The sequence below is a fragment of the Arthrobacter sp. Y3221160 genome, from assembly GCF_059092585.1.
In genome coordinates this window covers 1,540,150-1,554,015 of the sequence record NZ_JBNHHU010000001.1, presented here as the reverse complement: position 1 = coordinate 1,554,015, position 13,866 = coordinate 1,540,150, and the positions used below count along the sequence as shown (strand labels likewise).

The 13,866-nt window shown below is 69.2% G+C and carries 13 protein-coding genes; 8 read left to right on the top strand and 5 right to left on the bottom strand.

What is annotated here, in order from left to right:
* Positions 1–71: 71 nt before the first annotated feature.
* Positions 72–890 carry a basic amino acid ABC transporter substrate-binding protein gene (locus AC5RWG_RS07195; RefSeq protein WP_494012803.1) on the bottom strand — a complete coding sequence of 273 codons (819 nt, stop codon included), beginning with the start codon at positions 888–890 and terminating at the stop codon, positions 72–74.
* Between the two features lie 158 nt (positions 891–1,048).
* The gene (locus AC5RWG_RS07190; RefSeq protein ID WP_494023279.1) at positions 1,049–2,296 is read right to left on the bottom strand and encodes an isochorismate synthase; all 1,248 of its coding nucleotides are present in this window, start codon (positions 2,294–2,296) and stop codon (positions 1,049–1,051) included.
* Positions 2,297–2,540: 244 nt separating this feature from the next.
* Here AC5RWG_RS07190 and AC5RWG_RS07185 point away from each other — a divergent pair, with 244 nt between their 5' ends.
* The 4 genes from AC5RWG_RS07185 to AC5RWG_RS07170 are packed head-to-tail and all read left to right on the top strand — an operon-like array spanning position 2,541 to position 6,450.
* On the top strand, positions 2,541–3,302 hold the full coding sequence (locus AC5RWG_RS07185; RefSeq protein WP_494012802.1) for a demethylmenaquinone methyltransferase: 762 nt from the start codon (positions 2,541–2,543) through the stop codon (positions 3,300–3,302).
* Positions 3,303–3,304: 2 nt separating this feature from the next.
* Entirely contained in the window at positions 3,305–4,642 is a 1,338-nt protein-coding gene (locus tag AC5RWG_RS07180; protein WP_494166677.1) for a geranylgeranyl reductase family protein, read from the top strand.
* 9 nt (positions 4,643–4,651) lie between these two features.
* Positions 4,652–5,752 (top strand): polyprenyl synthetase family protein, encoded by a 1,101-nt coding sequence (locus AC5RWG_RS07175; RefSeq protein WP_494049501.1) that lies wholly within the window; start codon positions 4,652–4,654, stop codon positions 5,750–5,752.
* A gap of 59 nt (positions 5,753–5,811) precedes the next feature.
* A complete protein-coding gene (locus AC5RWG_RS07170) occupies positions 5,812–6,450 on the top strand; it encodes a LysE family translocator (RefSeq protein ID WP_494166676.1) in 639 nt (212 codons plus the stop codon).
* A gap of 13 nt (positions 6,451–6,463) precedes the next feature.
* On the opposite strand, the gene AC5RWG_RS07165 is transcribed toward AC5RWG_RS07170, so the two are convergent.
* The 3 genes from AC5RWG_RS07165 to AC5RWG_RS07155 all read right to left on the bottom strand — a co-directional run bounded on the left by AC5RWG_RS07165 (position 6,464) and on the right by AC5RWG_RS07155 (position 9,124).
* Complete coding sequence (locus AC5RWG_RS07165; RefSeq protein ID WP_494000587.1) at positions 6,464–6,898, bottom strand: hypothetical protein; 435 nt, start codon at positions 6,896–6,898, stop codon at positions 6,464–6,466.
* Positions 6,899–7,016: 118 nt separating this feature from the next.
* Positions 7,017–7,640 carry a putative glycolipid-binding domain-containing protein gene (locus AC5RWG_RS07160; protein ID WP_494101256.1) on the bottom strand — a complete coding sequence of 208 codons (624 nt, stop codon included), beginning with the start codon at positions 7,638–7,640 and terminating at the stop codon, positions 7,017–7,019.
* A gap of 47 nt (positions 7,641–7,687) precedes the next feature.
* Complete coding sequence (locus AC5RWG_RS07155) at positions 7,688–9,124, bottom strand: PucR family transcriptional regulator (protein WP_494000585.1); 1,437 nt, start codon at positions 9,122–9,124, stop codon at positions 7,688–7,690.
* A 217-nt stretch (positions 9,125–9,341) separates the two neighbouring features.
* On the opposite strand from AC5RWG_RS07155, the gene AC5RWG_RS07150 reads away from it, so the two are divergent.
* From AC5RWG_RS07150 to AC5RWG_RS07135, 4 genes are all read left to right on the top strand, one after another.
* The gene (locus AC5RWG_RS07150; protein ID WP_494025380.1) at positions 9,342–10,913 is read left to right on the top strand and encodes a sodium-dependent transporter; all 1,572 of its coding nucleotides are present in this window, start codon (positions 9,342–9,344) and stop codon (positions 10,911–10,913) included.
* Positions 10,910–11,047: a methionine/alanine import family NSS transporter small subunit gene (locus tag AC5RWG_RS07145; RefSeq protein ID WP_494000583.1), complete on the top strand. Its 138-nt coding sequence runs from the start codon at positions 10,910–10,912 to the stop codon at positions 11,045–11,047. Before AC5RWG_RS07150 ends, AC5RWG_RS07145 begins: the two co-directional genes overlap by 4 nt.
* A 270-nt stretch (positions 11,048–11,317) precedes the next feature.
* A complete protein-coding gene (gabT, locus tag AC5RWG_RS07140) occupies positions 11,318–12,700 on the top strand; it encodes a 4-aminobutyrate--2-oxoglutarate transaminase (protein WP_494166675.1) in 1,383 nt (460 codons plus the stop codon).
* A 230-nt stretch (positions 12,701–12,930) separates the two neighbouring features.
* Positions 12,931–13,794 (top strand): universal stress protein, encoded by an 864-nt coding sequence (locus AC5RWG_RS07135; protein ID WP_494012795.1) that lies wholly within the window; start codon positions 12,931–12,933, stop codon positions 13,792–13,794.
* Positions 13,795–13,866: the final 72 nt, after the last annotated feature.

Here is a 13,866-nt window from a genome sequence, read left to right as displayed (position 1 = left end):
GCCTTCCAGCTGTAAGTCGGCGGCCCCCGTTCCCGCTGCTTCACGCACGGGAACGGGGGCCGGAGGGCTTGCTACTCGGTGAAGTACTTGTCGTAGATTTCCTGGTACTTGCCGTTGTCGCGCAGCGTCGAGAGGGCATCGTTGACGGCCGAGACCAGGGCCTCGGACCCTTCCTTCTTCGCCGCGAAGCCGTAGGACTCGTCGGTCTTGTACTCCTCGACGATGGTGAACTTGCCGTCCTCGGTGTGGCCGATGTTCACCGGCAGGTCCTGCAGCAAGGCATCGACCTGGCCGGCCTGGATGGCCTGGTACATCTCGGCATCGGACGGGAAGGCGACGACTTCGGCGTCCTCCGGGGCGTTCTCCCGGGTGTAGGCCTCGCCGGTGGTGCCCTGCTGGACGCCCACCTTCTTGCCGGAGAGATCGCCCACGGCCTTGATGTCGGAGTCCTTCGGGACCAGCAGCGACTGCAGCGAGTCGTAGTAGGGGTCGGAGAAGGCGATGTTCTTCTTGCGGTCCTCCGTGATGGTCATCGCGCTGGCGCCGAGGTCGCACTGCCCGGCGGCCAGGGTGACGCCCGACTGCAGGGCGTCGAAACCGACGTCCTGGATGGCCACCTCAAGGCCCATCTCCGAAGAGATTTCCGTAATCAGGTCGATGTCGAAGCCCGTGTACTTGCCGCCCTCTTCGAACTCAAACGGGGGGTAGGGGATGTCGGAGCAGACGGTCAGCGTGCCAGGCTGGACGAGGGGCAGCTCGGATCCCGCGCCGGCGGTGCCGGTGCCGCCGTTGCCGCCGGCGTCGTCCGAACCACCGCACGCGGTCAAAGCGAGTGCCGCCACGGCCAGAAGGGAGAACCCCTGGACCGCCTTGGATGCGTTTTTGCGCATAGTTACTACCTTTGTCTCGTTGGAAATCCGGCTTAAGTGTAACGGGAATGCCCGCAACAGGTGATATGCACCACAGGCTACAGCCATTGCCTATTGGAAAACAGCGTAGTCGGCGGGAGGCCGGTTGGCCCCCGGCCGTGCCGATTGTCGGTGAATAGTTATCTGCGGCGCAAACCGAGCGCCTCGATCATCGGCCGGAACTTGGCCCAGGTCTCCGCCAGCTCGGCCTCCGGATCGGAGCCGTCCACGATGCCGCAGCCGGCATAAAGCCGGACCCGCTGGGGACCCTCCACCACGGCGCCGCGCAGCGCGATGCCCCATTCACCGTTGCCGGCGCCGTCGGTCCAGCCCACCGGGCCGGCGTACGGCCCGCGGTCCATCTGCTCCAGTTCGCGGATCAGGGCGCCGGCGACCTCGGTGGGGGTGCCGCACACGGCCGCGGTGGGGTGCACAGCTTCGGCCAGTTCCAACGACGACGGCGGCTGCCCGCCGTCGTGCGCCAGCTCGGCCGAGACGTCGGACGCCAGGTGCCATACGTTGGGCAGCTCCAGCACGAACGGCTCGCTGTGCGAACTCATCGCGGTGGTGAAGGGCTCGAGTTTGCGGGTGAGTGAGTCGATGGCGATCCGGTGCTCGTGCAGCTGCTTCTCGGAGCCGGCGAGCACGCGCTGGGCGTAGTCGGTGTCCGATTCGCCGGCGTGGCCGTGGGCCCGGGAGCGGTCGAGCGTGCCGGCCAGCACGCGGGCGCGCGCCACGTTATTCTCCACCTTGATCAGCATCTCCGGCGTGGAGCCGATCAACCCGTCCACCGAGTACGTCCAGCAGTCCTTGTACCGCGCCGCGAGTTCGCGCAGCACCTGGGCGGTGGCGATGGGCGCGGCGAGATTGGCCACCACGTCCCGGGCCACGACGAGCTTGCTCAGGTTCCCGGCCTGGATGCGCTTGACCCCGGCCGCGACGGCATCCATGTATGCCTGCTCCGAGACCTGTCCCGGAACGAGGGAGTCGGCGGGATCGGGGCTGCGCTCTACCGAGATTTCTTCCAGCCAGCCCGCGAGCACGGCCTCGGCCGTCTCGGCGCTGAGGTGCGCATCGGCGTCGTACGTCAGATAGGTGAGCCAGGCGCGGTCGCCATCCAGGCCCACCAGCACCTCCGGCACCACCAGGCGGGAGCTGTGGGTCGAGGTGTAGGAGAACGCGAAGGAGCCGAAGGCGACCGGCCCGGTTCCCGGGCCGCCCACCCGGTTGTCGATGTCGGCGGTGGCCTGGATCCCGCGCCACCATGCGGCCGCCTGCCGGAAGCGGTCCGGCCCGCTGGCCGTGAACCGCGCGATCTCGCCGAAGCCGGCGAGCCCGCCCTCGCGCCGCACCCAGCAGAGCACGTCGTCACGCACCAGATACTCCATGAGCCCTTGGGTGTCGGGCACCGCGGGCCACTCGACCGTGATGCCGCGCAGGGTCCCGCGGGGCAACCGGTCAGCGGCCTCCGGTTCCGTGCGGCCGGCCGCTGCGGCAGGCCCGGTTCCGGGCAGGCCGGACGAGGGGGACAGGGGGGAGGTCATGGTCATTAAGCCTACTCTGCCCGGCAAACGCCACCGCCCGCGAAGCCCGGGTTCGCGGGCGGCCGCCGGTCTTTGAGACAATGGCCCAGTGAATCGTGCATCGCTGGAGAAGCGCCCGGATGAAGTAGCCGCCATGTTCGATGACGTGGCGCCGAAGTACGACCTGGTCAACGATGTGCTGTCGATGGGCCAGACCCGCCGGTGGCGCCGGATCGTGGTGGACGCGGTGGGCGCCGAACGTGGCCAGAAGGTCCTGGACCTGGCCGCCGGGACGGGCACCTCCAGCGAACCCTATGCCGATGCCGGCATCCACGTGGTCGCGTGCGACTTCTCCCTGGGCATGCTGCGCGTCGGCAAGCGCCGCCGCCCCGACATCGACTTCGTGGCCGGGGACGCGACCAATCTGCCCTTCGCGGACAACTCCTTCGATGCCGTGACCATCTCCTTCGGCCTGCGCAACGTCAGCGATCCGAAACTGGCGCTGCGCGAAATGCTGCGCGTGGCCAAGCCCGGTGGCCGGCTCGTGATCGCCGAGTTCTCGCACCCCACCCTCCCGGTCTGGCGCACCGTCTACACCGAGTACCTGATGCGCGCGCTGCCGGCGATCGCGTCCAAGATTTCGTCCAACCCCGACTCCTACGTCTACCTGGCCGAGTCCATCCGCGCCTGGCCCAACCAGGACCAGCTGGGCGAGTGGATCACCGGCGAAGGCTGGCAGGACGTGGCCTACCGCAACCTGTCCGGCGGCATCGTCGCCGTGCACCGGGCCGTCAAGCCCGGCCGCGACGAGGCGGCCAACGCCCGGGCGCAGGCCGCGCTGCGGCGCCAGAGCAGCAGGCACACCCTGTAGCCATGTCAGTTCTCATTGTTGGGGCGGGGCCGGCCGGATCCACGGCCGCGTACTACCTCGCCCGCGCCGGCGTGGACGTGACCGTGCTGGAAAAGACGGCCTTCCCGCGCGAAAAGGTCTGCGGCGACGGCCTGACGCCCCGCGCCGTGCGCGAAGTCCAGCTGCTGGGGCTGCCGCACGAGGAATCCGCCGGCTGGCGCCGGAACCGGGGGCTGCGGCTGATCGCCGGCGGCCGGCAGCTTGAGCTGCCCTGGCCGGAACTAAGCGACTTCCCGGACTACGGCCTGATCCGCACCCGGATGGGCTTCGACGAGCAACTGGCCCGTCACGCGGCGGCCGCCGGCGCCGTCGTGCGGGAACGCCACTCCGTTTCCACCGCCCTCCGGGACGAGGCCGGACGGGTCACCGGGGTCCGCGCCAACGTGCTGGACGGGCGCGGACGCAAGACCGGGGAGACCAAGGACTTCTTCGCCGACGTGGTGCTGGCCGCCGACGGCAACTCCACCCGCACCGCCCTGAGCCTGGGCATTGAGAAGCGCGACGACCGGCCGCTGGGCGTGGCCGTCCGTACCTACTTCACCTCGCCCCGGCACGACGACGACTGGATGGAGGGATGGCTGGAACTCCCCGACGCGGCCGGCAACCCGCTGCCCGGCTACGGCTGGGTCTTCGGCGTCGGCGACGGCACATCCAACGTGGGCCTGGGCATCCTCAACTCGTCCAAGTCCTTCGGCAAGCTGGACTACCGGCAGGTGCTCCGCGAGTGGACCGCCGGCATGCCGGCGGAGTGGGGCTTCACTGAGGAAAACCAGGTGGGACAGGTCCGCGGGGCGGCCCTGCCGATGGGGTTCAACCGGACGCCGCACTACAGCCCCGGCCTGCTGCTGCTCGGCGACGCCGGCGGCATGGTCAGCCCGTTTAACGGAGAGGGCATCTCCTACGCCATGGAGTCCGCCCGCTACGCGGCCGAGCTGATCGCCGACGCACACGGCCGCTTGTCCGGGACCGGCGGGCAGCTGCTCAGCATGGCCGGCTTTGACGCCGCGATGGCCCGCTACCCGGACATCATCCGCGGGCACTGGGGCAGCCACTTCACGCTGGGCCGGATCTTCGCCCAGCTGATCGGCAAACCGGCCATCATGAAACTGGCCCTGCGGACCGGAATGCCGGTCCCGCCGTTGATGCGCTTCGTAGTGCGGATGCTGGCGAATTTGACCGACTCGGGCGGCAAGGGATTTGAGGATAGAGTTATTCATCTGCTGGAGCAACTGACGCCGCCGGCATCGAACCAGGCCGGCGGCCACAAACCGGCCGGCCATACCGCCCCCACGATTAGTTAGTGTTGAACAGTGACTGACGCCAAACCGAGTTGGACTCCCGCCGGCCAGAACCCGCCGCAGTCGCCGGAGCTGGATACCGCGACTGCCGCCCTTGCCACAAGCCTGAACCTGCCGGACGGCTTCGCCCCGGTGGCCCAGGACGCCGAGCTCGGTCCCGCGGTTTCCACCGCCCTGGCGCGCGTGGAGAAGCAGTTGCGCGCGGCCATCGCACACTCCGACCCGTTCGCCGACGCCACCAGCCGCCATCTCGTGGAAGCCGGCGGGAAGCGGATCCGTCCGCTGCTGACCATCCTGGCCGCGCAGCTGGGCAACGGCTCTGTTCCCGACGTGGTGCAGGCCGCCGTCGTCGTTGAACTGACGCACCTGGCCACGCTCTACCACGACGACGTGATGGATTCCGCGCCCTACCGCCGGGGGGCGCCGACCGCGCACGAGGTGTGGGGCAACCAGGTGGCCATCCTCGCCGGCGACCTGATCTTCGCCCGCGCCTCGCTGCTGGTGTCCCAACTGGGGCCCGAAGCAGTCGGCATCCAGGCGCGCACCTTCGAGCGGCTCTGCCTGGGACAGCTGCACGAGACCGTCGGCCCGCGCGAGGACGAGGATCCGGTGGAACACTACCTCTCCGTGATCGCGGACAAGACCGCCTCGCTGATCGCCACGTCCGGCCAGCTCGGCGCCATGTTCTCCGGAGCCGGCGAGCAGGCCGTGAACGTGATGCTGGAATACGGCGAGAAGGTGGGCGTGGCGTTCCAACTGGCCGACGACGTGATCGACGTGACCGGCCTCAAGGCCAAGTCCGGCAAGACCCCGGGCACCGACCTGCGTGAGGGCGTCCCCACCCTGCCGGTCCTGCTGCTGCGCCAGGCCGCGGCCGACGGCGACGCGTCCGCCGCCGCCGTGCTGGAACTGGTGGACGCGGACCTGACGTCGGACGAGGCCCTGGCCGACGCCGTCTCCGCGCTGCGCGGGCATCCGGTCACCGCCCAGGCCTGGGCCATCGCGGGCGAATGGGCCGACGCCGCCAAGGCCTCCCTTGCCCCGCTGCCCGAGAGCACGGTCAAGGCCGCGCTGACGGCCTTCGCCGAGGCCGTCGTGGACCGCGAGGTCTGACCGACGGGCCCACCGTGACCATGCCAACCCTGCCGGCGCCGTCCTTCGGGGACTAACGGGTGACCGTAGAACAAGCACTGTTGTCCTTCGCCCTGGTGGCCGGCCTGCTGACGCTGGTTCCCGGGATGGATACCGCTTTGGTGCTGCGCTCAGCCGTCAGCCAAGGCCGGGGCAGGGCGTACGCGACGGCGTTGGGCATCAACACCGGAGCCTTGGCCTGGGGCATCGCGGCCGCGGTCGGGGCGTCGGCCCTGTTGGCCGCCTCGAAAACGGCGTTCACGGTGCTGAAGGTGGCCGGCGCCGCTTACATGGCCTGGCTGGGCACCCGGATGCTGTGGAGGTCGTTCCGAAAACCTGCCACGCGCCTCGCAGACCCCGGCGCCCCGGCCGCTCCGGCGTCGTACGTCAGGGCGTGGCTCACCGGCGTCGGGACGAACCTGTTGAACCCGAAGGTCGGCGTCTTCTATGTGGCGATGATCCCGCAGTTCATCCCGCCGGGCGTCTCCCCGGCGCTGATGGGCATTCTGCTGGCCCTGGTGCACAACCTGGAGGGGCTGGTGTTCTTCTCGGCCATCATCTGGGGCACGCATGCGGCCCGGAAGTGGCTGCGCACTCCGGCCGTGACGCGTTCCATCGACCGGATCACGGGCATCGTGCTGGTCGGTTTCGGCGTCGCCCTGGCGGCCGAGAGCCGCTGAACCGGCCGGTGGCTCAGTCTTCCTCTTCGTCGTCGTCGCCGAAGACCCACTCAAACATCTCGAAGACAAACTCGCTGAAGGTCGCCTCCTCGCTCTGCCACTGCGGCTTCGGGCCGTTCGTGCGGATCCAGACGATGGGGTCCGGCACGTCCAGGTGTTCGGTTTTGAAACCCCAGTTCGCTTCTTCGTCCATCTCGTCCAGGAACAGCAGGTAGCCGCCTTCGATCTCCAGTTCGTCCGGGTCGAAGAAGAAGTCGTGCGCCTCCATCAGGTCTTCGCAGCCCCCGAGCGCGTGGTAGAACTCCACCAGCGCCTGCGGGACCTGGAACTTGTGGGCGCCCAGCAGCCCTTCGAGTTCGTCGTAGGAGAGGCCGTCGTCCTCGGTCCACTTCCGGTCCAGGTACTTGGGCACGAGGGCACGGAATTTGTCCACGAACATTTCGGGCATGGTTTCTCCCTGGAACGGTTGATTGGAGGGCTTGGTCCCATCCTATGCGGCGGCACCGACTGCGCTGGACGGCGACGGCGGCACACACGGCCCGCCCGTGCCCTCGGACGGCCCGTCGTCAGTCGCGGCGGCGGGTAGCCAGGCCGGGGTAGTCGATGACGATGCCGTCCGAATCCACCACGATCTCGGCGCTGAAGTCCCCGGAGGTGTAGGTGACCGCGGCGGTGCCCGTGCGGTCGTCGTAGGCGCGGGAGCCGCTGTAGATCTGTTGTTGGCCGAGCACGCGCAGGCTCGGCATCTCCACCCACGCGACCGTCAGTTCCGCGGCGGCCTCGGCGTCGTGAACCAGGCCCAGCCGCAGGATCGGCATCGTGTTGGTGGCCGGGCACAAACCCAGGTCGCAGTCCACCGCCCCGACCAGGGAGTCCGGATCGGCGATCCCCGGTTCCGGCAGGTCGCTGTCCCCGGACACCCTGGTCGCGGCGCTCCAGTTGCCGTCGGGCGCGCGGTCCAGCACCAGATGCCGGCTCCAGCCCCGCCCGTGGACGGAAACCGTGAGGCTTTCGGTGAACCAGTTGCCGGTGGTCGTGAGGGACCAGCTGGCGGCGTAGCCCGCGGTGCGGGAGGCGCCGTGGGCGCTCAGGCGCTCCGGTTCCAGGTTCAGGGTCGCCGTGTCGGCGCGCTGCGGATCGTCGCTTCCCAGCCAGGTGACCGTCCGGCTTTCGTGCGTCTCGTGTCCCATGCCCCCAGCCTTGTGTCTGCGCCGAGTATTGGCAAGGGACCGGCCGGCTAGCCCTTCGTCCGCGACACCGAACCCAGCCGCCGCACCGTCAGGGCAAGCCACAGGTGCACCCGGTCCGCGGTGAGGGCGGGATCGTAACCGGTCAGCTCCACGATCTGGGACAGCCGGTAGCGCACGGAGTTCCGGTGCAGGCCCAGCTCCTCGGCCACGGCCGCCACCGAGCCGTTGAGCTCCAGATAGGCCTGCAGCGTGGGCAGCAGCGCCGCGTCGTGGGCCGCGTCGAACTCGGCCAGCGGGTCGAGTGCCTCGGCCGCAAGATCGGCCAGCGGCACGTCTTCCGAGGCCAGCAGCAGGGAGGTCAGGGACAGCCGCTGCGGCACGTTCAGCCGCTCGCCCCGGCCCACCGCTTCCTTGGCCTCGAAGTAGCTCCAGCGCAGCCCGTTCGCCTGCGCATAGCTGCCGCCCACCCCGACCGTGGCGGCGAAGCCCGCGTTCTGCAGGTACGCACTCAGCTCCCGGCCCAGCGCCTCGCCCGATTCGGCGCCCTGCACCACCAGCACCAGCCGCTCGTCGACCAGGCCGGTGACCACGCCGTCGAACGCGGCGGGCAGCGGCAGCGTGGGCAGCGCGCGGCGCTGGGCGGCGGCCACCTGCACCATGACCACCAGCTGGCGCCGTCCGGCGTCGATCCCCACGTTGCTCAGCCGCAGGGAGGCGTCACCGCCCTGCAGCACCCCGCGCACCACGTCCAGCAGCACTTGGCCCACGGAACTGCGGTCGGCCGCGCGGCGGTGCGCCTGGTTGCTCAGTTCCAGGCTGATCAGGCTCTGCGCGTAGTCCACGATGGCGTTGCGCTCGTACGGCTTGCCCAGGGCCAGCGTGCAGCGGTCCTTCAGGCCGGTGGCGATGGGAAGCTCATGCCAGCCGTTTTCCTCGCCGCCGCCGGTTCCGTACAGCCGGGTCCCGTATTGGGAGAGCACGACGTCGGTGCCCACCATCGCCGACAGGGTGCGAAGGAGCGCGGGGAGGCCGCCGCCGCCCAACAGCGAGGCGGCCAGCGCCTGGTGGTCCTTGAGGAGGTGCTCCAGGCGGTTGTAATGGTCGGCGGAAATGGCGTCGGCGACCATCTTGCTGATCGCCACGAAGGGTGTCTCGTAGGGAACTTCGAAGACCGGAAGCTCCAGCTGGTTCGCGGCGGCGAGCACGCCCGCCGGAACCCGGCGGTGCGTCAGCCCGAGCGCGAAGCCCATGCCGACCGCGCCGGCCTCGTGCACCCGCTCCACGAACCGGCGCTGCGCGGCCGCGGTCTTCTGGCGAAGGCCGGTGGTCAGCACCACTTCGCCGCCCGTCAGGAAGGGCAACGGGTCCTCGAGCTCGGTCGAAGCCACCCAGGTGATCGGCGCGTCCGGGTCGCCCTGCGCGGTACCGACCAGCTTCAGGTGCAGCGCGGGGGAGGCCAAGAGTTTGGCGAGAGTGACAGCCATGCCTTCACTATACGGGCCGCCGTTGTGCAGGTGCACTATTCGCCCAATAGCTGCCGCGGAGCGGTCGCCGGGCGGCGGAGCGGCATCGAGCCGTGCGCGCTCTCGCGTCGCGCCAGGGGCCGTGCCGGTTTTCGGGGCAGCCGCCCCACGGCGCTAGGATGGTCCGCGGCGTCACACGCGTCACACCACTGCCAGCCCTACACCGTGAGGTCCCTTCATGAGTACCCGTACCCCGCAGGCAGCGTTGGGCGCCAAGCCCAAGCGCGAGATGTGGTCCACCCGCAAGGTCTTCATCCTCGCGGCGATCGGCTCCGCCGTCGGCCTGGGCAACATCTGGCGCTTCCCGTACGTTGCCTACGAAAACGGCGGCGGCGCCTTCATCATTCCCTACCTGGTGGCGCTGTTGACCGCGGGCATCCCGCTGCTGTTCCTGGACTACGCCGTCGGACACCGCCACCGTGGCTCCGCCCCGCTGGCCTACCGCCGGCTGGCACGCGGCGCCGAAGGGCTGGGGTGGTGGCAGGTGGCCATCTGCTTCGTCATCTGCGTCTACTACGCCGTCATCATCGCCTGGGCGGCGATGTACATGATCTACTCCGTCACCGAGGAATGGGGGGACGACCCCGCCGGATTCTTCATGGAATCGTTCCTCCAGGTGAGCAAGGACGTGAACATCGGATTCGACTTCGTGCCCACGGTCCTCATCCCGCTGGTGGTTGTCTGGGCGGTGGTGCTGCTGGTGCTGGCCGCGGGCGTCCAAAAGGGCATCGGACGGGCGAACATCGTGTTCCTGCCTCTGCTGCTGGTCATGTTCCTGCTCCTGGTGGTCCAGTCCCTGTTCCTGCCCGGTGCGGCCGACGGGCTGAACGCGCTCTTCACTCCCGACTGGCGTGCGCTCACCAACACGACGGTGTGGGCCGCGGCCTACGGCCAGATCTTCTTCTCGCTGTCCGTTGCCTTCGGCATCATGGTCACCTACGCGTCCTATCTCAAGCACCGGACGGACCTGACCGGATCCGGGTTTGTGGTGGGCTTCGCGAACTCCGGTTTTGAGATCCTGGCCGGCATCGGCGTCTTCGCGGCGGTCGGCTTCATGGCCTTCAGCGCCGGCGCCGAGGTCGGCGACGTTGCCGCCGGCGGGATCGGGCTGGCGTTCGTCGCGTTCCCGACCATCATTTCGGAGGCCCCGCTGGGCGGACTGCTCGGCGTGCTCTTCTTCGGCTCGCTGGTGTTCGCCGGATTCACCTCGCTGATCAGCATCATCGAAGTCATCATCTCCGCGGTCCAAGACAAGCTCGGCATGAGCCGGGTCAAGACCACGTGGTGCGTCGGCATCCCGCTGGCGTTGATTTCCATCCTGCTGTTCCCGACCACCACCGGCCTGAACCTGCTGGATGTCACCGACGCCTTCGTCAACAGCTTCGGCATCATGGCCTGCGCCCTGGCGACCGTGCTGCTGGTGACCTACGGATTCCGCAAGCTGCCGCTGCTGGGCGGACACGTCAGCGAGGTCTCGTCCATCAAGCTGGGCCTGGGGTGGCGGATCATGGTCGGCATCGTCTCGCCGATCGTGCTGGGCTACATCCTGATCAGCGAACTGATCAAGAGGATCCAGGAAGGCTACGGCGACCCGCCCATGCCCGACTGGTTCGTGAACGTCTTCGGCTGGGGCATGGCGGGGTCCCTGATCGTGGCCGGCTTCATCCTGTCGCTGATTCCCTGGAGCAAGAAGTCGGCGGCCAACGACCCGGAGCTGGATGCCCACACCCTGAAGGAGACACAGCCGTGAGTACCGCAGCAATTGTCATGCTGATCATTTCCATCCTGACGGTCTGGGGAGGCCTGGCGTTGGCCTTGGTCAACCTCAGCCGCCACCCCGAAGACGAGGGTGCCCTGCCGGCGGACCGTGCACCGGAACTCTAACCCGAGTGCCCGCCGCGGCGGCGTCCTGCGGCCTCCGTGCCGGCGGACGCCGCCGTCGCTGCCTCTGGCCATCTGCACGGCAACATTGCACATTCGCTGTGCGGGCCGCCATAGGCAGCTGCGGGCCGGGAACCGTAATCTCGCTGTAGAGCTCGGCGTCCCGTGGCCCGGCCTGTCCGCCGGTCCCCCGCGAAGCTGCCGCTGCGATGCGAGTGTGCGGATCCTCCGGGCTGTCCGCTGCATTCCCACCCTCAACGTGAAAGGCACATCATGACCACTCAGACGACCCAGCCCCAGTTCCGGCTGGAGCAGAAGCGCGACGTCTCGGCCGGTTTCCCCGGCCCGAAGTCCGCCGAACTGGCCGCCCGCCGCAGCGCCGTGGTTGCCGGCGGCGTCGCCTCCGGCGTTCCGGTCTACGTGGCCGACGCCGACGGCGGCATCATCACCGACGTGGACGGCAACTCGTTCATCGACCTGGGCTCCGGCATCGCCGTGACCAGCGTCGGCGCCTCCGACCCCGCCGTCGTCGCCGCGGTGCAGGAGCAGGTCGCCAAGTTCACCCACACCTGCTTCATGGTCAGCCCCTACGAGGGCTACATCACCGTCGCCGAGAAACTGGCCGAGCTGACCCCGGGCGACCACGAAAAGCGTTCCGTGCTGTTCAACTCCGGGGCGGAAGCCGTGGAAAACGCCGTGAAGGTGGCCCGCATTGCCACCGGCCGCACCGCCGTCGTCGCCTTTGACCACGCCTACCACGGCCGCACCAACCTGACGATGGGCCTGACCGCCAAGGCGACCCCGTACAAGTCCAGCCCGGCCGGCAGCTTCGGCCCCTTCGCGCCGGAGATCTACCGGGTGCCGATGAGCTACCCGTACCGCGAGGAAGCCGACATCAAGGGCGAGGACGCGGCACGCCGCGCCATCACGATGATCGAGAAGCAGATCGGCGCCGAGAACGTGGCCGCGATCCTGATCGAGCCCATCCAGGGCGAGGGCGGCTTCATTGTCCCGGCCGAGGGCTTCCTCCCCGCGCTGGCCCAGTGGGCCAAGGACAACGGCGTGGTGTTCATCGCGGACGAGGTTCAGTCCGGTTTCGCGCGCACCGGTGCCTGGTTCGCTTCCGAGCACGACGGCGTGGTGCCCGACATCATCACGATGGCCAAGGGCATCGCCGGAGGCATGCCGCTGTCCGCCATTACCGGCCGCGCCGAGCTGATGGACGCCGTGCACCCGGGCGGACTGGGCGGTACCTACGGCGGCAACCCGGTGGCTTGCGCCGCCGCGCTGGCTGCCATCGACACCATGCAGACCCAGGACCTCAACGCCCGGGCCCGCCACATCGAAGAGCAGGTCATGGGCCGGCTGCGGAAGCTGGCCGAGGAAGTCGACATCATCGGCGACCTGCGCGGCCGCGGCGCCATGCTGGCCATGGAGTTCGTCAAGCCGGGCACCGGCGCGACCACCAAGGAGCCCAACGCCGAGGCCACCAAGGAAATCGCGGCCGCCTGCCTGCAGGAAGGCGTCATCATCCTCACCTGCGGCACCTACGGCAACGTGGTGCGCCTGCTCCCGCCGCTGGTCATCGGCGACGAGCTGCTGGCCGACGCCCTGGACGTGCTGGAAGCAGCCATCCGCAAGGTGGCCGCGGCCTAGTACGGGCAGCGTCCGAACGGGCGGCTGCCGGATCCCTCGCCAGCGAGGGTTTCCGGCGGCCGCCCGCGGCCGTTCTGGAGGCCGCTCCGGCCGCCCGCCCCGTCCTGCTCCCGGCCTGTTGCCGCCGGCGGTCTCGGGTTAGAGTCGGAACCATCATCGCGTCACGGGGTGCGGATGTTGCCGGCACCGTCGCATCCGCTGCTCCACGGACAGGGACAGGGGTAGTTTGCATGCGTTATGTGGTGGGATACCAGCCGGACGAGCGGGGAGCCGACGCCGTGGCATTGGCCGTGGCAATCGCCCGGACCCAGGGGACGGGGCTGGATATCGTCTATGTGGTGGCAGACAGCGCCCCCTACGTGGCGTTGAACCCCGAAGGCAGCCGCGTCAGCGCCAGCGAGCAGGAAGTCCTCACCGCCCGCCGCGAGGCCCTGAAGCTGGTCCCGGCAGACGTCAACGCCGAATTCAAGGTACGGTCCGCCGAATCGTTCGCCGAGGGGCTGATCGCGGCGGGCGAGGAAGCCGGCGCCAGGTTGATTGTTATCGGCGCCAGCAGCAACAGCCTGTTTAAACGCTTCACGGTGGGCAGCGTGGCAAATGCCCTCCTGCACGCGTCGCCGATTCCGGTGGCGTTGGCGCCCCGCGGGTACCAGCGGACAGAGCCGCTGACCCGGCTGACCGCGTTCATCGGCGAGCGGCAGGGCGCGCAGGCCGCCCGGGACGTTGCCCTGAACGCGGCCTCGCGCCGCGGCCTGCAGCTGCGCCTGGTTTCCCTGGTCTCCCTGGACACCCGTGAAGCGCCGGACAGCGGCGAGGCTATCCACAGCGCCCACCTGCACGCGAACTCCGTGCTGGCCCAGGCCGCCACCGAACTGCCTCCCGGCAACGCCACGGTGACCGTGGCCCATGGGCGGAACATCGAAGAGGCCATCGATTCGCTGGACTGGGACGACGGGGAACTGGTGGTCATGGGATCCAGCCGGCTCGCCCAGCACAACCGCCTGTTCCTCGGTGCCACTGCGTACAAGGTCCTGCGTTCGCTGCCGGTGCCCATGGTGGTGGTTCCGCAGGAAGTGGACGGGGTGCGGGACTAAGGGGTGCGGGGAAGGCGGGGGATCGGCGGGGGCTCCGGTCTCCGCCCTGGCCGCCGGTAGCGGCCGTGACTG